The organism is Terrabacter sp. P2_E3, from assembly GCF_056403915.1.
Window position 1 is genome coordinate 1 of record NZ_JBFUEN010000009.1, and the last position, 17,874, is coordinate 17,874.

General features: G+C 70.9%; 19 protein-coding genes and 1 pseudogene. 11 read left to right on the plus strand and 9 right to left on the minus strand.

The window, feature by feature from the left end; translation table 11 throughout:
• The 3 genes and pseudogenes from AC1DW8_RS12405 to AC1DW8_RS12415 all read right to left on the minus strand — a co-directional run.
• A pseudogene (locus AC1DW8_RS12405) lies at positions 1-200 on the minus strand (hypothetical protein); the annotation flags it as partial.
• 149 nt (positions 201-349) lie between these two features.
• The gene (gene mctP / locus AC1DW8_RS12410) at positions 350-2,047 is read right to left on the minus strand and encodes a monocarboxylate uptake permease MctP (protein ID WP_056780294.1); all 1,698 of its coding nucleotides are present in this window, start codon (positions 2,045-2,047) and stop codon (positions 350-352) included.
• Complete coding sequence (locus tag AC1DW8_RS12415) at positions 2,044-2,346, minus strand: DUF3311 domain-containing protein (RefSeq protein WP_200959030.1); 303 nt, start codon at positions 2,344-2,346, stop codon at positions 2,044-2,046. Before AC1DW8_RS12415 ends, mctP begins: the two co-directional genes overlap by 4 nt.
• A 175-nt stretch (positions 2,347-2,521) precedes the next feature.
• On the opposite strand from AC1DW8_RS12415, the gene lpdA reads away from it, so the two are divergent.
• Together lpdA and AC1DW8_RS12425 are read left to right on the plus strand one after the other, a co-directional pair.
• On the plus strand, positions 2,522-3,919 hold the full coding sequence (gene lpdA, locus AC1DW8_RS12420) for a dihydrolipoyl dehydrogenase (RefSeq protein WP_056780291.1): 1,398 nt from the start codon (positions 2,522-2,524) through the stop codon (positions 3,917-3,919).
• Positions 3,920-4,104: 185 nt separating this feature from the next.
• A complete protein-coding gene (locus AC1DW8_RS12425; protein WP_478094336.1) occupies positions 4,105-4,734 on the plus strand; it encodes a hypothetical protein in 630 nt (209 codons plus the stop codon).
• A 172-nt stretch (positions 4,735-4,906) separates the two neighbouring features.
• Here the strand turns inward: AC1DW8_RS12425 and AC1DW8_RS12430 are convergent, their stop codons facing one another.
• Positions 4,907-5,062, minus strand: coding sequence for a DUF6131 family protein (locus AC1DW8_RS12430; RefSeq protein ID WP_196805932.1), 156 nt, complete (start codon positions 5,060-5,062; stop codon positions 4,907-4,909).
• Positions 5,063-5,324: 262 nt separating this feature from the next.
• Here AC1DW8_RS12430 and rpsO point away from each other — a divergent pair, with 262 nt between their 5' ends.
• Both rpsO and AC1DW8_RS12440 read left to right on the plus strand, forming a co-directional pair.
• Positions 5,325-5,594: a 30S ribosomal protein S15 gene (gene rpsO / locus AC1DW8_RS12435; protein WP_020142650.1), complete on the plus strand. Its 270-nt coding sequence runs from the start codon at positions 5,325-5,327 to the stop codon at positions 5,592-5,594.
• Between the two features lie 170 nt (positions 5,595-5,764).
• Entirely contained in the window at positions 5,765-8,008 is a 2,244-nt protein-coding gene (locus tag AC1DW8_RS12440; RefSeq protein WP_056780285.1) for a polyribonucleotide nucleotidyltransferase, read from the plus strand.
• 164 nt (positions 8,009-8,172) lie between these two features.
• On the opposite strand, the gene AC1DW8_RS12445 is transcribed toward AC1DW8_RS12440, so the two are convergent.
• On the minus strand, positions 8,173-9,768 hold the full coding sequence (locus AC1DW8_RS12445; protein WP_478094340.1) for an FG-GAP repeat domain-containing protein: 1,596 nt from the start codon (positions 9,766-9,768) through the stop codon (positions 8,173-8,175).
• Between the two features lie 126 nt (positions 9,769-9,894).
• Between AC1DW8_RS12445 and dapB the strand changes: the two genes are divergently transcribed.
• Complete coding sequence (gene dapB / locus AC1DW8_RS12450; protein ID WP_478094342.1) at positions 9,895-10,683, plus strand: 4-hydroxy-tetrahydrodipicolinate reductase; 789 nt, start codon at positions 9,895-9,897, stop codon at positions 10,681-10,683.
• Positions 10,684-10,709: 26 nt separating this feature from the next.
• Positions 10,710-11,573 carry an oxygen-dependent tRNA uridine(34) hydroxylase TrhO gene (gene trhO / locus AC1DW8_RS12455; RefSeq protein ID WP_478094344.1) on the plus strand — a complete coding sequence of 288 codons (864 nt, stop codon included), beginning with the start codon at positions 10,710-10,712 and terminating at the stop codon, positions 11,571-11,573.
• Between the two features lie 71 nt (positions 11,574-11,644).
• Here trhO and AC1DW8_RS12460 read toward each other — a convergent pair whose 3' ends face one another.
• The 4 genes from AC1DW8_RS12460 to AC1DW8_RS12475 are packed head-to-tail and all read right to left on the minus strand — an operon-like array spanning position 11,645 to position 13,811.
• On the minus strand, positions 11,645-12,040 hold the full coding sequence (locus tag AC1DW8_RS12460; RefSeq protein WP_478094346.1) for an MmcQ/YjbR family DNA-binding protein: 396 nt from the start codon (positions 12,038-12,040) through the stop codon (positions 11,645-11,647).
• 3 nt (positions 12,041-12,043) lie between these two features.
• Entirely contained in the window at positions 12,044-12,358 is a 315-nt protein-coding gene (locus AC1DW8_RS12465; protein ID WP_056824793.1) for an AzlD domain-containing protein, read from the minus strand.
• Positions 12,355-13,044, minus strand: a complete 690-nt coding sequence (locus AC1DW8_RS12470; protein ID WP_478094348.1) for an AzlC family ABC transporter permease — start codon at positions 13,042-13,044, stop codon at positions 12,355-12,357. The genes AC1DW8_RS12465 and AC1DW8_RS12470 overlap by 4 nt, the downstream gene beginning before the upstream one ends.
• Positions 13,041-13,811 carry an N-acetyltransferase family protein gene (locus tag AC1DW8_RS12475; protein WP_478094350.1) on the minus strand — a complete coding sequence of 257 codons (771 nt, stop codon included), beginning with the start codon at positions 13,809-13,811 and terminating at the stop codon, positions 13,041-13,043. Before AC1DW8_RS12475 ends, AC1DW8_RS12470 begins: the two co-directional genes overlap by 4 nt.
• Positions 13,812-13,903: 92 nt before the next feature.
• Between AC1DW8_RS12475 and paaA the strand changes: the two genes are divergently transcribed.
• From paaA to paaE, 5 genes are read left to right on the plus strand one after another with little or no spacing between them, the layout of a single operon-like run.
• On the plus strand, positions 13,904-14,971 hold the full coding sequence (gene paaA / locus AC1DW8_RS12480; protein WP_056780268.1) for a 1,2-phenylacetyl-CoA epoxidase subunit PaaA: 1,068 nt from the start codon (positions 13,904-13,906) through the stop codon (positions 14,969-14,971).
• Entirely contained in the window at positions 14,968-15,309 is a 342-nt protein-coding gene (gene paaB / locus AC1DW8_RS12485; protein WP_056780265.1) for a 1,2-phenylacetyl-CoA epoxidase subunit PaaB, read from the plus strand. Before paaA ends, paaB begins: the two co-directional genes overlap by 4 nt.
• Positions 15,306-16,205: a 1,2-phenylacetyl-CoA epoxidase subunit PaaC gene (gene paaC, locus AC1DW8_RS12490; protein ID WP_478094353.1), complete on the plus strand. Its 900-nt coding sequence runs from the start codon at positions 15,306-15,308 to the stop codon at positions 16,203-16,205. Before paaB ends, paaC begins: the two co-directional genes overlap by 4 nt.
• Entirely contained in the window at positions 16,202-16,711 is a 510-nt protein-coding gene (paaD, locus tag AC1DW8_RS12495) for a 1,2-phenylacetyl-CoA epoxidase subunit PaaD (protein WP_478094937.1), read from the plus strand. The genes paaC and paaD overlap by 4 nt, the downstream gene beginning before the upstream one ends.
• Positions 16,712-17,872, plus strand: a complete 1,161-nt coding sequence (gene paaE / locus AC1DW8_RS12500) for a 1,2-phenylacetyl-CoA epoxidase subunit PaaE (protein ID WP_478094355.1) — start codon at positions 16,712-16,714, stop codon at positions 17,870-17,872.
• The last annotated feature ends 2 nt before the right edge of the window (positions 17,873-17,874 follow it).

Below are 17,874 nucleotides of genomic sequence, written 5' to 3' on the forward strand. Positions count from 1 at the left end.
GGACCACCGACCGGACCACCGACCAGCCCGCCAACGGGTCCCATCCGCATCCTCATGCCGGCCACCTTGGCCCAGCGAGCGACCGCGAACCGGTCCACCCCGACCTGCCGAGCCACCTGCAGCCCCGACATGCCCGCCTCGAGCAACCCCAACGCCTGCTCCCGCTGCCCCACCGAATACCGCCTCAGCCCTGCAGCCATCGTCCCGCCTCACACGACATCCGTGTTGCGCAGACGATCTGAGACCGCCGTGGTTGCGCGCTCACTCGACGGCGCGGCGTGGGGAGTCGCGACGCGCGGAGGGCCGGGTCCTTGCGGACCCGGCCCTGCGGCATACGTGCGCTGGCGCGTCAGGCGGACGGCGTCAGCTCGTGGGGTCCGACGGGCAGCTTCTCGACGCGGGGGTCACCGGCCTCGGCGAAGTAGTCGGCCGGGATCGTCGCGTCCTTGCCCTCCGGCGCCTTGGCGGCCCGGAGCACCAGCGTGAGGATCGCGGCGACGACGACGTTGATCGCGAAGGCGGTCACCGCGATGTAGCCGAGCTGGCCGATGAGCGGCATGTTCGCGACCGAGCCCGCGAACGGTGCACCGGTGGCCTTGTTCGTCACGTTGTACGCGGCCACCGTGCCGTAGACCATCCCCACCGCCCAGCCGGCGAGCAGTGCCCACCGGTGGAACCACCGCGTGTAGAGGTAGAACACGAGGGCGGGGAACGTCTGGAGGATCCAGATGCCGCCGAGGAGCTGGAAGTTGATCGCGTTGCTCTTGTCGAGGGTGAGCACGAAGATCAGCGCGAACGCCTTGACGACGAGCGAGGTGAGCTTGCTGACCTTGGCTTCCTGCTGCACGGTCGCGTCGGGCTTGATCCACGCCTTGTAGATGTTGCGCGTGAAGGTGTTGGCCGCCGCGATCGACATGATCGCCGCCGGGACGAGCGCGCCGATGGCGATCGCCGCGAACGCCACGCCCGCGAACCACGACGGGAACATGTCCTCGAAGAGCTGGGGGATGACCAGCTGCCCGTTGACCTTGCCATCGAGGCCGACGGGCTTCGTGCCGGCTGCGATGGCCACCCAGCCGAGCAGGGCCAGCAGGCCGAGCAGGAAGGAGTAGGCCGGCAGGATCGAGGCGTTCTTGCGGATCGTGTTGCGGCTCTTGGCCGACAGCGTCGCCGTGATCGAGTGGGGATACATGAACAGCGCCAGTGCCGAGCCGAGGGCGAGCGTGCCGTAGGCCCAGTAGGCCTTGGGGCCCGGGATGAAGACGTTGGGGTTGCCCGTCGCCGGGTTGGTGGTCGTCGTCATCTTCTCCTTGGCGGAGTCGAACACGTGGCCCCAGCCGCCGACCTTCGAGGGAAGGTAGATGACCGCGACGATGATGACGAGGTAGATGAGGATGTCCTTGACGAACGCGATGATCGCCGGTGCGCGCAGCCCCGAGGTGTAGGTGTAGAGCGCGAGGACGAGGAACGCGATGAAGAGCGGCAGGTCCTTGGCGACCCAGTTGTTGCCGCCGCCGACGCCCGCGACCTCGAGGACGGCCTGGATGCCGACGAGCTGGAGGGCGATGTAGGGCATCGTCGCGAGGAACCCGGTGACGGCGACCGCGAGGGACAGGACCCTGGAGCCGGAGCGGCCCTCGACGAAGTCGGCGGGCGTCACGTAGCCGTGACGGTGCGACACCGACCAGAGGCGCGACATGAAGACGAAGATGATGGGGTAGAGGATGATCGTGTACGGCACGGCGAAGAACCCGTTGACGGCGCCGAAGGCCCACATCGCGGCCGGGACGGCGACGAACGTGTAGGCCGTGTAGAGGTCGCCGCCGAGCAGGAACCACGTGATCCAGGTGCCGAACGAGCGACCGCCCAGGCCCCACTCCTCGAGGCTCTCCATGCTCTCCGGGCGACGCCAGCGGGCGGCCCAGAAGCCGGCCCCGGCGACGATGACGAAGAAGAAGATGAGGACGGTGAGGGCGACGCCGTTGACACCACCGGTGTCAGCCGCGGGCGCGACGGCCGGGGCGAGGGAGGGTGCGATGGCGGTCATCGGAGGCCGTCCTCTCGGGTGATGTCGTCGTCGAAGGAGTCGCCCTCGCGGCTCATCGGCACGTGCGGGCGTGCCTTGAGCACGATGCGGTAGGCGGTGTAGGTCAGCGCCGAGCAGAGGACCACCCAGACGAACTGGTACCAGATGAAGAAGGGGAACCCGAACACGCGCGGCTCGTCCTTGGCGTAGGTGCCGACGAGGAGCAGGGCGACGATGGGGATGGCGAGGAGCACGCCGGCGAGGGCCAGCAGACCCTTGTTCGCCGGTGGCGCCTCGTGACGGTGCGGAGTGGTGCTCACGCGGGTGACCTCCGTTGGTCGGGCCGGACGAGTGCGGCCGTGCGTCGCGGAAACTTACTCTCGCCACGGCGGCCCATGTGCTCTGCGACACAGTGAATTGCGCAGTTCTGTGCAGATCGTGATGTGCGGGCGGACGCCGTCTCGTTGCGCTCTCGCTCACGGATAGGCTGTGGCCATGGCTGATTTCGATGTCGTTGTGCTCGGTGCCGGTCCTGGTGGCTACGTCGCGGCGATCCGCGCGTCCCAGCTCGGCAAGAAGGTCGCCGTCGTGGAGAAGCAGTACTGGGGCGGCGTCTGCCTCAACGTCGGCTGCATCCCGAGCAAGGCCCTGCTCAAGAACGCCGAGCTCGCGCACACGCTGACCCATGACAAGGCGAAGTACGGCATCGAGGGCGACGCCACGATGAGCTTCGGCCCGACGCACGCCCGCAGCCGCAAGGTCTCGGAGGGCATCGTCAGGGGCGTCCACTTCCTCATGAAGAAGAACAAGATCGAGGAGATCGACGGGTGGGGCACCCTGACGTCGGCGTCCTCGATGGACGTCGCCCTCAACTCCGGCGAGAAGCGCTCGATCACGTTCGACAACCTCGTCCTCGCGACCGGATCGGTCACTCGCATGATCCCCGGCGTCGAGGTCAGCAAGAACGTCGTCACCTACGAGGAGCAGATCCTCGACCCCGAGCTGCCCGGCTCGATCATCATCGCCGGGTCCGGCGCCATCGGCGTCGAGTTCGCCTACGTCATGAAGAACTTCGGCGTCGACGTGACGATCGTCGAGTTCCTCGACCGCATGGTCCCCACCGAGGACGCCGACGTGTCCAAGGAGCTGCTCAAGCACTACAAGAAGCTCGGCGTGAAGGTCATGCTCGGCACCAAGGTCGAGTCCGTCGAGGACACCGGCTCCGGCGTCAGGGTCACGGTCAGCCCGGCGGCCGGCGGCGACCAGCAGGTCCTCGAGGCCGACCGCCTGCTGTCGGCCATCGGCTTCGCGCCGCGCACCGAGGGCTTCGGCCTCGAGGCCACGGGCGTGGAGCTCACCGAGCGCGGCGCCATCGCCATCGACGAGTACGGTCGCACCAACGTCCCCAACGTCTACGCGATCGGTGACGTGACGGCCAAGCTCATGCTCGCCCACGTCGCCGAGGCCATGGGCATCGTCGCCGCCGAGACGATCGCCGGCGTCGAGACCATGGCCATCGACTTCGCCTTCATCCCGCGCGCGACCTTCTGCCAGCCGCAGATCGGCTCGATGGGTCTGTCGGAGGCGCAGGCCAAGGAGGCCGGCCACGACGTCAAGACGGCGACGTTCCCCTTCTCGGCCAACGGCAAGGCGATGGGCCTCGGTGAGCCCGTCGGCTTCGTCAAGGTCATCGCCGACGCGGAGCACAACGAGATCCTCGGCGCGGCGATGATCGGTCCCGACGTCACCGAGCTGCTCCCGGTCCTCAACCTCGCGCAGACGTGGGACCTCACCGCCGACGAGGTGTCGCGCACGGTCTTCGCGCACCCGACGCTCGGCGAGGCCGTCAAGGAGGCCGTCCACGGCATCGCCGGACACATGATCAACTTCTGAGCATCGTCCGGACAGGCGTGCGTATGCCGTCCGGCCGGCTCGCGAGGGCACTCCCGTTCGTGGGGGGTGCCCTCGCGCTCTGTCTCGGGACGACCGCCTGCACGACGGATCCGACACAGGCGCAACGCGGCCCGACCGGCGCGTGGTTCGGCACCCCACCGGGGGTCCAGCAGGGCGACCCTGCGGTGGGAACACCGACGCTCGGCGACGACATGACCGCCGTCCCGGAGGACTCGGCCTGCGCTGCCGGGACCGACCGCGGCGCCAGCCTGGCGGTGCGGGCCGCCGACCTGTGGCCGGGAGCCTCCGTGACGGGCGGGCGAGCGACCGAGGTGCGGGCTCGCCCCGGCGAGCCCTGCCCCGCGGTGCCTGCGCCGGAACCCGACTGCGGCCTGCCGGTCTTCGCGTGGTCGAGCTCGACGAACGAGGAGCTGCTCGGGTGGACCGGTGCCGACCGCGTGCTGTCGGGTTTCGCCGGTGCCCGGGTGGCTGCATCCTCCGACGCCGGCAAGGGCTCGCTCTCGGTCGGCTACGTCAGTCTGCGCTTCCGCCAGGGTGACTCACGCCTCGCCGTGACCCGGGCGCACCTCGAGGACGCAATGCGCCGGTGCGGTGGCGGCAGGTCCGGCACGCTCGGCGGCGTCACCGGTTTCGTCGCGAGCCAGGAGAGCCTCGTCGGCGCCGATCCCGTGCGCACCCTGCTCGTCTCGGAGCCGGACCGGCTCGTCTGGGTGGCTCTCGACGGGGGTGCGTGGTCGGCCACGAGCACCGAGCGGGCGGTCCGCGTCACCCTCGGGCGGCTGCGGACGTCCTGAACGCCCGCCGGACGGGTGGGTCGTGGGGCGCGGCCGGGGCGGACGGCATACGACCGTGGCCGCAGGGCACGCGACCCGGGCTGCACGGCATACGCCCGGTGCCGGCCGGGGATGCAAGACGCCCCCGCGGAAGTCCGCGGGGGCGTCTGGTTCCAGCTGGTGGTGCGACCGATCAGTACCAGTGCTTCCGGCCACCGATGGCGCGACCCGACGCGCCGAGGATGAAGAGCACCGCGCCCACGACGACAAGAATGATGCCGATCGTGGTCAGGATGCTGATCTTGGCGAAGATGCCAATGAGCAGCAGGATGAGTCCGAGAACGATCATGGTGTCGCTTGTCTCCTTCAAGAGGTTTTCCCCGAGCAATCTCTGTCGTACCCGCGGGCCGGGCCCACCCAACACGGGGACGGTCACGAAACGGTCACGCGCTCCGGAGGGTCGTGCGGCCCGCTCTCCGAGGCTCGATTAGGGCGGTAGGTACCCCGCTGTTACGCTTGGAGACGCCGTCGAACGGCCGCGGATTCGATAGCGCCCAGGTGGATATGCCCTGGAGCACCGCGCAACGAGATGAGAAGGAGTCGGTTCATCCATGCCTTTGGACGCTGACGTGAAGAAGCAGATCATGACCGAGTACGCCACGGTCGAGGGCGACACCGGCTCTCCCGAGGTCCAGATCGCGATGCTGACGCAGCGCATCAAGGACCTGACCGAGCACGCTCGGGCCCACAAGCACGACCACCACAGCCGTCGTGGTCTCCTCCTGCTGGTCGGCCGCCGCAAGCGCATGCTGCGCTACCTCGAGGCGACCGACATCGAGCGCTACCGTTCGCTGATCAAGCGACTCGGCCTGCGTCGATGAGTTCGTGACGAAAGGCGGTCACCGCGTCCTGCGGAGACCGCCTTTCGTCGTAGGTGCAGGCGGGCGACGCCCGTCGTCCGCCGCACCAGGGCCAGCCGGCCCGAAGAAGGAAACCACGCACACAACGACGATGTGCGCGGGCACATGAGAAAAAGAAAGCGAGGGCCCACATGGAGGGTCCAGACATCACCTTCGCCGAGGCCGTCATCGACAACGGCAGCTTCGGCACCCGCACGGTCCGGTTCGAGACCGGCCGCCTGGCCCGTCAGGCCGGCGGCGCCGTCACGGCCTACCTCGACGACGACACGATGCTCCTGTCGACGACGTCGGCCGGCAAGCAGCCGAAGGACCAGTTCGACTTCTTCCCGCTGACCGTCGACGTCGAAGAGCGCATGTACGCCATCGGCAAGATCCCGGGCAGCTTCTTCCGTCGTGAGGGCCGTCCCTCGACCGAGGCCATCCTCACCTGCCGCCTCATCGACCGCCCGCTGCGCCCGACCTTCAAGAAGGGTCTGCGCAACGAGGTCCAGGTCGTCATCTCGGTGTTCTCGCTGAACCCCGACCACCAGTACGACGTGCTCGCCATCAACGCGGCCAGCGCCTCGACGCAGATCTCCGGCCTCCCGTTCTCGGGTCCGATCGGTGGCGTGCGCGTCTCGCTCATCGACGGCCAGTGGGTCGCCTTCCCGAACTTCTCCGACATCGAGCGCTCGGTCTTCGACATGGTCGTCGCCGGTCGTGTCGTCGGTGACGACGTCGCTATCATGATGGTCGAGGCCGAGTCCACCGAGTCGACGTGGGACCTCGTCAAGAACCAGGGCAAGCAGGCGCCGACCGAGGAGGTCGTGGCCGAGGGCCTCGAGGCCTCCAAGAAGTTCATCAAGGTCCTGTGCGACGCCCAGGCCGAGCTCGCTGCCGCGGCCGCCAAGCCGGTCCAGGACTTCCCGATCTTCCTCGACTACGAGGACGACGTGTACGCCGCCGTCGAGTCCGCCATCGAGGCCGACACGACCGCTGCCCTCACCATCGCGGGCAAGCAGGAGCGCGAGGAGCGCCTCGACGAGATCAAGGCCGCCGTCAAGGCGCAGCTCGCCGAGCAGTTCGAGGGGCGTGACAAGGAGGTCTCGGCCGCCTTCCGCTCCGTGCAGAAGAAGCTCATCCGCCAGCGCATCCTGCGCGACAAGGTCCGCATCGACGGCCGTGGCCTCGCCGACATCCGCGCCCTGGGCGCCGAGGTCGAGGTCCTGCCGCGCGTGCACGGCTCGGCGATCTTCGAGCGTGGCGAGACCCAGATCATGGGTGTCACGACGCTCAACATGCTCAAGATGGAGCAGATGGTCGACACCCTGTCGCCCGTCACGCGCCGTCGCTACATGCACAACTACAACTTCCCGCCCTACAGCACCGGTGAGACCGGCCGCGTCGGTTCGCCGAAGCGCCGCGAGATCGGTCACGGCGCCCTCGCCGAGCGTGCGCTCATGCCGGTCCTGCCGACCCGCGAGGAGTTCCCGTACGCCATCCGCCAGGTCTCCGAGGCGCTGAGCTCCAACGGCTCGACCTCGATGGGCTCGGTCTGTGCCTCGACCCTGTCGCTGCTCAACGCCGGTGTGCCGCTGCGCGCCCCGGTCGCCGGCATCGCGATGGGCCTCGTGTCCGACACCGTCGACGGTGAGACGCAGTACGCCGCGCTCACCGACATCCTCGGTGCCGAGGACGCCTTCGGCGACATGGACTTCAAGGTCGCCGGCACCAAGGAGTTCGTCACGGCCATCCAGCTCGACACGAAGCTCGACGGCATCCCCGCGTCGGTCCTCGCCGGCGCGCTGACCCAGGCCCGCGACGCGCGTCTGCACATCCTCGACGTCATGGCCGAGGCCATCGACGTGCCCGACGAGATGAGCCCGTACGCCCCGCGCATCATCACGGTGAAGGTCCCCGTCGACAAGATCGGTGAGGTCATCGGCCCGAAGGGCAAGATGATCAACCAGATCCAGGACGACACGGGCGCCGACATCTCGATCGAGGACGACGGCACCGTGTTCATCGGTGCGGTCGACGGCCCCTCGGCCGAGGCGGCTCGCGCGGCGATCAACGCCATCGCGAACCCGCAGATGCCCGAGGTCGGCGAGCGCTTCCTCGGCACCGTCGTCAAGACGACGACGTTCGGCGCGTTCGTCTCGCTGCTGCCCGGCAAGGACGGTCTGCTGCACATCTCCGAGGTGCGCAAGCTCGTCGGCGGCAAGCGGATCGACAGCGTCGACGACGTCGTCAAGGTCGGCCAGAAGGTCCAGGTCGAGCTCAAGGAGATCGACCCGCGCGGCAAGCTCAGCCTCGCTGCGGTCCTCGCCGAGGGCGACAACGGTGACTCGGCCGCCGAGGCCGACGCGCCGGCCACGGAGTCCGCTGACGCCTGACCGAACCGGTCGACCGTTCCTGGTCACGAAGCGGCCCGTCACCCCTCAGGGGGTGGCGGGCCGCTCCGTCGTCTCGGCGACGGGTCGAGCAACAGGATGCAGGCGCCGGTCGGGGTCAAGAGCCCCGGTCCGGAGCGCAGCGTCCTGTCGGTTGACCCGTCGGGTCAGAAGATCGCGTTGACGATGTTCCAGCCGGTGCTGACGAGCACACGCGGGCTCCAGCCACCCGCGGCGGTCCGCGGGTAGAGCCACAGCCGCCCGCTCGTGTCGCGGGCCAGCACGTCAGGCACACGGTCGCCGTTCAGGTCGCCGGGGCTCATGATCGCCGTCATGCCGTTCCAGCCCGTGCCGACCCGCACGCGGGTGCCCAGCGTGCCGGCGCCGGCCCCGGGCATGAGCCAGAGGATGCCGGTCGACGGCTCCCGGGCCAGGAGGTCGGGTCGGCCGTCTCCGGTGAGGTCACCCGGACCGACGAGGACGTTGTAGCGGTTCCAGCCGGTGCCGAGGCTCGACCGGGCCTTCCAGCCGCTGCTACCGGTGCCGGGGTAGAGGTAGAGCTCGCCGGTCGTGGCCCGCCGGGCCACGATGTCCATCCGGCCGTCGCCGGTGAGGTCACCGACCCCGACGATGGCGTTCATCACCTGCCAGCCGGTCCCGACGCGCACGCGGGGGAGACGCCAACCGCCCGACCCGTTGCCCTTGTACGTCCAGAGGTCGCCGGTCGACGTCTCCCGGGCGAGCACGTCCTGCGCGCCGTCCCCGCTGAGGTCGCCCGGGGTCTCCAGCGCGGACATGCCACCCCAGCCGGTGCCGACCTGGGCGCCGAGGCCCAGGCTCCCCGTGCCCGTGCCGGCGTAGAGCTTGAGAGCCGCGGTCGCGGTCCAGCGCGCCAGCACGTCGTTGTTCCAGTCGCCGTTGAAGTCACCGGTGCCACCCGACAGCGACGCCGGCGCCACGGGAAGGCGCGTGAAGGCATACGGATCGCACGTGCGGTCGTAGTCCCACGTGGCGTCCCACCACTGGGCGAGGTAGACCTTGCCGCCCGAGAAGCTCGGCTGGGTGCACCGCTCGAGCGCCTCGGTCGGGTGGTCGAGGGTGCCGGCCGTCGCCCACACGGGGACGCCGGGCAGCCACCACGAGCCAGTGATCGACTGCCACCCCGAGGCGTTGGAGTAGACGCCGTAGGAGAAGCCCGCGGCCCGCAGACCACGCATGATGCCCTCGACGACGTAGCGGTTCTCGAGGCGCTGCACGGTGGTCGACGTGGGCCAGGGCTGGGCGGCCCTCGGCTCGACGTCGACCCAGACCATCCGCGGTGCCCAGCCGGGCACGTCGCGCACGGTCGCGACGGCATACGTCGCCTCGGCGTAGCCGACGTTGCTGAGGCGCCCGGCGCGCGTCGAGGACGACCACGGGCCGCTGCCGCCGTAGGTCGTCAGCTGCGCGGCCGTCGGGAAGCCCGCCATGGTGTATGCGTGGGTCGGCTTCGCGTGGTCCCTTGCCCAGGCGGCTTGCGTTGCGACGCAAGGGTTCTCCGTGAACGGCAGGCCGTTCGTCAGGCCGATGACGAGGAACTGCGTGGACGTCGGCGGGAACGTCGAGGGGCACTGCGGCCACGAGATGTCGTGCCCGAGGAGGACCGCTGCCTGGGCGCTGGGCGCGACGAGAAGACCGATGATGAGCCCGATGGCCGCGAGAGGGGCCAGGGCCAGGCGACGGAGCCGGCCCACGACGGTGCTGCTGCGCGGACGGACGGACATGCGACCACTTCCTCGATCCCTTCCAGTGTGCGCCGCACAGCCGACTCCCAGCACGGCTTCGTGACGCACGAGTCCGTATGCCGTGTGCCGCGTCGCGCGCCTCCGTGGGCTCGTTAGGCTGGCCGCGTGAGCGACACGACAGGCCAGCCGTCCCGCGACACCAAGGTCGCCGTCATCGGTGCGAGCGGCCGGATGGGGTCGGAGGCGGTGCGTGCCGTCGAGGGCGCCGCCGGTCTGACCCTCGTCGGTGCCTACGGCTCGGGCGACGACCTCGGTGACCTCGGTGGGGCCGAGGTCGCCATCGAGCTGACCGTCCCCGCGGCCTCACCCGCCAACGTCGCCCACTGCGTCGAGCGCGGGGTCCACGTCGTCGTCGGCACGACCGGCTGGGACGACGCACGCCTCGAGGCGCTCCGCGGCCAGCTCGCCGACGCACCCCCGGCCTCGTCGGGTGCCGGGGTCGGCGTCCTCATCGCGCCGAACTTCGCCATCGGCGCGCTGCTCATGATGTCGTTCTCCGCCAAGGCTGCTCCCTTCTTCGAGTCCGTCGAGGTCATCGAGCTGCACCACCCGGCGAAGGTCGATGCGCCGTCCGGCACCGCCGCGCGCACCGCGGTGATGATCGGTCGGGCGCGGTCCGATGCCGACTGCTCGCCGGTGCCCGACGCGACGACCCACGACCCCGACGGTGCCCGCGGCGCCCGGGTGGACGGCATACCCGTGCACTCCGTGCGGCTGCGCGGTCTCACGGCGCACCAGGAGGTGCTGCTCGGCAATGCGGGGGAGATGCTGACGCTGCGACACGACTCCTTCGACCGCGGCAGCTTCATGCCGGGTGTCATCGCAGCGGTGCGCGCGGTCGCCGACCACCCCGGCCTGACGGTCGGGCTCGAGCACTACCTCGGTCTCGACTGAGCCGCCGCGCAGCCGACGAGACCGACATGGCCATCCCCAAGGTCGTCCTCTTCTACGCGTTCCGGCCGCTCGCCGACCCCGACGCGGTCCGCCTCTGGCAGCGTGACCTCTGCGAGGGACTCGGCCTGCGCGGGCGGATCCTGCTCTCGCGCCACGGGATCAACGCGACGGTGGGTGGCGACGTCTCCGTGCTCAAGACGTACGTCCGCAAGACGAGGGAGTATGCGCCCTTCCATGACGTCGACGTCCGGTGGAGCGACGGCACCGGGCTCGACGCCGAGGGCCGCAGCCTCGACTTCCCGCGGCTCGTCGTCAAGGCGCGCGAGGAGATCGTGGCGTTCGGCGTGCCCGACGAGGTCGTCGTCGACGAGCAGGGCGTCGTCGGCGGAGGCACGCGACTGCGCCCGGCCGAGCTCGACGCCCTCGTGGCCGAGCGCGGCGACGACGTCGTGCTCTTCGACGGGCGCAACGCCGTGGAGGCAGAGGTGGGGCGCTTCCGTGGAGCCGTCGTGCCCGGCATCCGCCACACGAGCGACTTCGTGCGCGAGCTCGACGCCGGCCGGTGGGACGAGCTCAAGGGCCGCCCCGTCGTCACCTACTGCACGGGCGGCATCCGCTGCGAGGTGCTGACCAGCCTCATGCGCTCGCGGGGCTTCGAGGAGGTCTACCAGCTCGACGGCGGGATCGTGCGCTACGGCGAGGAGCGGGGTGACCGCGGCCTCTGGGAGGGCCACCTCTACGTCTTCGACGAGCGGATGAGCGTCGGGTTCAGCGACGAGGCCGTCCACCTCGCCGCGTGCCACGTCTGCGGGACGCCGACGAGCCGGATGCACAACCGCGAGGACCTGCCGGGTCGTCCGCTCCAGCCGGTCTGCGACGCCCACGCCTGAGCGTCCTGCGGGACATGGCAACCCGGCCGGTCCCGGCACCGCCGTGCGGGGGTGCTGCGCCCGGCCTCGGATCAGGCGTTCTGATGGCCCGTGCCGTCATTGCCGAGGTCGGCCTCGGCGACCAGGTCCGAGGGTGCTCGCATGCGCCACGCGTCCGTCACGAGCTCGTCGAGCCGGTCGGTGTCCACGCGCTCGAGCCGGACCATGACGAGCGGAGAGCCGTCGTAGGCGGGCGTCGTGAAGAAGAGGTCCGGCTCGCCGAGGACCAGGGCCTGCTTCTCGGCCTCGTCGCCGACGTAGAGCACGGCGACGTCGGTGCGGATGACGCGCCGCTGTCCGGGGACGCGCTCGGGATAGGACCAGACGAAGCCGTGGCCGCCCACCCGGAAGTCGAAGCCCGCGCTGGCGATCTCCTCGACGCCGGGCAGCGCGAGGGCCAGTCGTCGCACGTCGTCCGCGTCGGCCACGGGTCAGGCCCAGCCGACGGCGCGCAGGAGGGCGGCGGTGGCAGCGCCGAGCACGACGACGACGATGAACGGCGCGCGCAGCAGGAGCGCGACGACGGCGACCCCGACGGCAGCGGCCCTGGCGTCGAGGACGAACGACCCGTCGGAACGGGTGAACGCCTGCGTCGCGACGAGGGCGGCGAGCAGCGCGATCGGCAGGGCGGCCGTGATGCGGCGGACCCGTGGCGCGTCGAGCAGGTGCGCGGGCACGAGGTGCCCGGCGAGCTTGAGCCCGAAGGCGATCGCGGCCGAGACGAGGACGGCGGTCCAGAGGCTCACTCCTGCTCCCTCCTCGGGGTGCGCCACGCGAGCAGTGAGGCCGCGGCTGCCGCCACGACGGGTATGCCGGGTGGCATGGTCGGCGACAGCAGCACCGCAACGACGGCGCCGACGACGGCGACGGCCACCGCGTCGCGGTCCCGCAGCCGCGGCCAGAGCAGGGCGGTGAACGCGGCGCACGCCGCGGCGTCGAGGCCGTACGTGCGCGGGTCGCCGACGTGACCGCCGACGAGGGCCCCGGCGAGGGTGCTGAGGTTCCAGAGGGCGAAGACCGTGAGGCCGGTGAGCCAGAAGCCCAGCCGCGACGTGCGCTCGTCGTCCTGCGCCACGGCGACCGCGGTCGACTCGTCGATGGTCAGGTGGGCGGCCGCGACCCGGCGGGTGCCACGGACACCGAGCACGTGCGTCAGCTCGAGGGCGTAGAGGCCGTTGCGGACGCCGAGCATCGACGAGGCAGCAATCGCCGCGGGTGCGGCGTGGAGACCGTTCGCGATGATGCCGACGAAGGCGAACTGTGAGCCGCCGGTGAACATCAGCAGGGAGAGCGCCATCGCCTGCCACGTGTCGAGGCCGGCCGCGACGGCGAGGGCGCCGAAGCTGATGCCGTAGGCGCCGGTGGCGACCCCGACCGACAGGCTCTGGCGCACGACGTCCCGTCGTGGGCCCGGGTCGGCCGTCGCGGTCACGGGCCCTCCGGGGCCCTGACGTCGTCGGCGGCCGGTGCTCTGTCGTCGGCGGAGGTTGCTGCGGAGTCCTCGGCGGGCGCGGGCGCGGGGGCGGCGTCGGCGGCGTCGGCCGCGTCGGCCGCGTCGGCCGCGTCGGCGGCGTCGGAGTCGTCGGCGAGGAGCGCGGACAGGCGGACCTCACCCGCCGTGTCGCCGTCCGGTGAGACGACGCGCTGGCGGTGCGCCCCGTCGGCCACCATCCCGGCAGCCGTGAGGAACCCGCGGGTCGCGTCGTCCGAGGCGAGCAGCCACGCGGCGAGCGCGGAGCGGCCACGTGCCCGGGCCGTGTCGACGACCGCGTGCAGCAGGCGCGAGCCGTGCCCCTGACGACGTGCGTCGGGGTGGACCCCGAGCACGATCAGCTCGGCGGTGCCGGCATCGGTGTCGGCGTCGTCGGACGCGCCGACGGCGGCGAAGCCGACGACCTGCTCGCCCGCACACGCCACGAGCAGCACGCCGTCCCCGGACCGCTCGCCCTCGAGCGTGGCACGCCAGGCGTTCGCGAACGCCCGGGGCTCGAACGTGGCGAGCACCTCGGGAGCGAGCGCGGCGGCATACGCCTCCCGGAACACGACGTCCTGCACGAGGCCCACCGCGGGGGCGTCGGAGCCGCGAGCGACCCGGACCGACGCGTCGGCGACGGGTCCGCGGTCGTGCGCGTGGTCGTGTCCGTCGTCGGGTCCGTGGTCGTGCCCGTGCTGATGTGCGTTCGCGTCCTCGTGTGCCACCCCGGCATCCTCTCAGGCGTGGACGCGCCCGATGTCCACCCCGGTGCACCCCGGCTTTGGACGCCCTCGGCTGCATCTCGCATACTGGACTCATGTATGGCAATGACGTCATCGACCCGAACGAACCGCTGAACGCGGCCGAGACCGGCGCCTACGACGCGGCGGCCGAGCACGAGGACCAGCGGGGCGGGCGGGACACCGTCGGTGGCGACTTCGACGCGCTGCTCGCGGCCGACCAGCGCATCGAGCCCCGCGACGCGATGCCGGACGAGTACCGCGAGACGCTGATCCGCCAGATCGCCCAGCACGCGCACTCCGAGATCATCGGCATGCAGCCCGAGGGCAACTGGATCACGCGCGCCCCGTCGCTGCGCCGCAAGGCCATCCTCATCGCCAAGGTGCAGGACGAGGCCGGCCACGGGCTCTACCTCTACTCCGCGGCCGAGACGCTCGGCATCGACCGGCAGGAGCTGCTCGAGCGGCTCCACGACGGCAAGCAGAAGTACTCCTCGATCTTCAACTACCCGACGCTGACGTGGGCCGACTGCGGCGCCATCGGCTGGCTCGTCGACGGTGCGGCGATCATGAACCAGGTGCCGCTGTGCCGGTGCTCCTACGGCCCGTACGCCCGCGCCATGATCCGCGTGTGCAAGGAGGAGTCCTTCCACCAGCGGCAGGGCTTCGAGATCCTCTGGAACCTCATGCGCGGCACCGAGTCCCAGAAGGCGATGGCCCAGGACGCCGCCGACCGCTGGTGGTGGCCGGCGCTCGCGATGTTCGGTCCGCCCGACACCGGTGACGCTGCCAAGGGTGGCCACACCGAGCAGTCGATGGCCTGGGGCATCAAGCGGTTCAGCAACGACGACCTCCGCCAGAAGTTCGTCGACATGACCGTCCCGCAGGCCCAGAAGCTCGGCCTCACCCTGCCCGACCCCGACCTGCGCTGGAACGAGGAGCGCGGCCACTGGGACTTCGGCCAGATCGACTGGGACGAGTTCTGGCAGGTGCTGCGCGGCGACGGCCCGTGCAACGCCGAGCGCATCGAGCACCGCCGCCGGGCCCACGACGAAGGTGCCTGGGTGCGCGAGGCCGCCAACGCGTACGCCACCAAGCAGGCCGCCCGCGAGCGGGAGCAGCAGCAGAAGGAGAGTGCCGCGTGAGCGGAGCCACCACCCCGACCACCGGTGCCGGGGCCCCGTCGGAGCCTGCCCAGGGGGAGCGCAGCTGGCCCCTCTGGGAGGTGTTCGTTCGCGGCAAGCGCGGACTGTCGCACGTGCACGTCGGCTCGCTCCACGCGCCCGACGCCGAGCTCGCGCTGCGCAACGCCCGCGACGTCTACACCCGCCGCCAGGAGGGTGTCTCGATCTGGGTCGTCAAGGCCGACGACGTCACCGCGAGCAGCCCGTCCGAGAAGGACTCCTTCTTCGACCCGGCCGGCGACAAGATCTACCGGCACCCGACCTTCTACGACGTGCCCGAGGATGTCGAGTACCTGTGAGCACCTCAGCCAGCTCGCCCTCGACCGACACCGGCACCACGCCGGTCACCGAGCCGGTCACCGGCGCCGTGAGCTCTGCCTCGGAGTCCGCGCACCGTGAGTCCCTGCCCGGCGCCGCCGAGAACACCGGCGCCGCCCCCGGGGCCAAGCCGTACGCCGCCTACCTCCTCGGGCTCGCCGACGACGCCATGGTCTACGCCCAGCGCCTCGGCGAGTGGATGACGAACGCGCCGCAGATCGAGGAGGACATGGCGCTCGGGAACATCGCGCTCGATCTCCTCGGTCAGGCGCGTGGGCTCTACCCCTACATCGGCTCCATCGACGGCACCGGTCGCGGCGAGGACGACTATGCCATGCAGCGCGACGAGCGGGAGTGGCACAACGTCCACCTCGTCGAGCAGGAGTGTGGTGACTTCGCCGACGAGATGGCCCGGCTGCTCTGGTTCTCCGCCTACCAGGTCGAGCTGCACACGGCCCTGACCGGCTCGGGCGACGACGTCGTGGCGGGCGTCGCGGGCAAGGCCCTCAAGGAGGTCCGCTACCACCTCGACCACGCCTCGCTCTGGGTCGTGCGCCTCGGCGACGGCACCGCAGAGTCCCACCGACGCATGCAGACGGCGCTCGAGCGCGTGCTGCCGCATCTCGCCGAGCTCTTCGACGACGACGAGGCCTCGGTGCTCGCGGCCGACCTCGAGGTCGGCGTGCTGCCCTCGACCCTCCATGACGCCGTCGTGGCCCGGGTCGCGCACGTCGTCGAGCAGGGGACCCTGACGCTGCCCGACGGCTCGCGGTGGCGCTCGCGCGGAGGTCGTGCCGGCATCCACTCGCGTCCCATGGGCTCGCTCCTGGCCGAGATGCAACACATCGCACGGTCGCATCCCGGCGCGACGTGGTGAACGCCGTGGCCGTGGAGTCCGCTGTCGCAGAGGCGATCTCGCGCATCCCGGACCCCGAGGTGCCCGTCATCAGCATCGCCGACCTCGGCATCCTGCGAGACGTGGACGTCGACGAGCAGGCGCACACGGTCGCCGTGACGATCACCCCGACCTACAGCGGGTGCCCCGCCATGGAGGCGATCGCGTCACGCATCGTCTTCGAGGCCGCACGTCAGGGGTATGCCGCCGACGTCCGCACGCAGCTGTCGCCGGCGTGGACGACCGACTGGATGAGCGACGCCGGGCGAGCGGCACTGCTGCGCTTCGGGATCGCGCCCCCCGGCGCGGTGCCGGTGGGGGAGCCGCACGGTCCCGTGGCCGTGACCCTGAGCCGCCACGTCGTCGCCTGCCCCCGCTGCGGCTCCGCCGACACGACCGAGATCGCCCACTTCGGCTCGACCGCGTGCAAGGCCCTGCGCCGCTGCAACGCGTGCCTCGAGCCCTTCGACGAGTTCAAGGCCATCTGAATGACCGACGTCTCCACCCCGACCGCAGCCGATCCCGCCGCGGACACGGCCCCTGCCCAGGCCACGAGCGCCCGACACCGCGCGCGTTTCCACCCGCTGACCGTCTCGTCGGTCGAGCGCCTCACCGACGAGGCCGTCGCCGTCACCTTCGCCGTGCCCGAGGACCTCGTCGACGAGTTCGTCTTCGATGCCGGCCAGCACCTGACGCTCCGCGCCGAGATCCGCGGTGAGGACGTGCGCCAGTCCTACTCGATCTGCCAGTCACGTCGGACCGACCCGGCCGGGCGCAGCCTGCGGGTCGCGGCCGCGCGCGTGCCCGAGGGTCGTATGTCGAACTGGCTCAACGACGGCGTCTCGCCCGGCGCCGTCGTCGAGGTCATGACCCCGCAGGGGTCCTTCACGTGCCCGACCCGGCCGGACGGCATACGCCATCACGTCGCGATCGCGGCCGGCTCGGGCATCACGCCCGTCATCTCGCTGCTGACCACGGCGCTGGAGGAGGAGCCCGGGTCGCGCGCGACGCTGCTCTTCGGCAACCGGCGCACCAGCTCGATCATGTTCCTCGAGGAGCTCGAGGACCTCAAGAACAGCTTCCCGGGGCGCTTCCACCTCGTCAACGTCCTGTCCCGGGAGGCCCAGGACGTCGAGCTCTTCCACGGGCGGCTCGACAGCGAGCGGCTCGAGGCGATCTTCGGCACGCTGCTGCCGGTCGGATCCGTCGACGAGTGGTATCTCTGCGGGCCGTTCGGCATGGTCACCGGCGCCGAGGCGCTGCTCACCGGGCGCGGCGTCGACCCGCGGCACATCCACCACGAGATCTTCCACGTCGACGACGGCACGGAGCCGAGGCGCAAGGTCGTCGTCGACGCCGGCGCACCGCCCGAGGCCACGGTCACGGTGAACCTCGACGGACGCACGACGGTCATCCCGATGCCGAGCCGCGAGGAGACGATCCTCGACGCGACCCTGCGCGCCCGGCCCGACGCGCCCTACTCGTGCACGGGCGGCGTGTGCGGCACCTGTCGTGCCCGGCTCGTCTCGGGCGAGGTCCGGATGGACCGCAACTACGCGCTCGAACCCGAGGAGGTGGCGGCCGGCATCGTGCTCGCCTGCCAGAGCCACCCGGTCACCGACGAGGTCAGCCTCGACTACGACGCCTGACC

What these genes read in the sequence shown, in the direction of transcription:
- mctP (WP_056780294.1), bottom strand. Translation starts at nt 2,047, where the DNA reads ATGACCGCCATCGCACCCTCCCTCGCCCCGGCCGTCGCGCCCGCGGCT.
- lpdA (WP_056780291.1), top strand. Translation starts at nt 2,522, where the DNA reads ATGGCTGATTTCGATGTCGTTGTGCTCGGTGCCGGTCCTGGTGGCTAC.
- AC1DW8_RS12430 (WP_196805932.1), bottom strand. Translation starts at nt 5,062, where the DNA reads ATGATCGTTCTCGGACTCATCCTGCTGCTCATTGGCATCTTCGCCAAG.
- rpsO (WP_020142650.1), top strand. Translation starts at nt 5,325, where the DNA reads ATGCCTTTGGACGCTGACGTGAAGAAGCAGATCATGACCGAGTACGCC.
- AC1DW8_RS12440 (WP_056780285.1), top strand. Translation starts at nt 5,765, where the DNA reads ATGGAGGGTCCAGACATCACCTTCGCCGAGGCCGTCATCGACAACGGC.
- AC1DW8_RS12445 (WP_478094340.1), bottom strand. Translation starts at nt 9,768, where the DNA reads ATGTCCGTCCGTCCGCGCAGCAGCACCGTCGTGGGCCGGCTCCGTCGC.
- trhO (WP_478094344.1), top strand. Translation starts at nt 10,710, where the DNA reads ATGGCCATCCCCAAGGTCGTCCTCTTCTACGCGTTCCGGCCGCTCGCC.
- paaA (WP_056780268.1), top strand. Translation starts at nt 13,904, where the DNA reads ATGTATGGCAATGACGTCATCGACCCGAACGAACCGCTGAACGCGGCC.
- paaE (WP_478094355.1), top strand. Translation starts at nt 16,712, where the DNA reads ATGACCGACGTCTCCACCCCGACCGCAGCCGATCCCGCCGCGGACACG.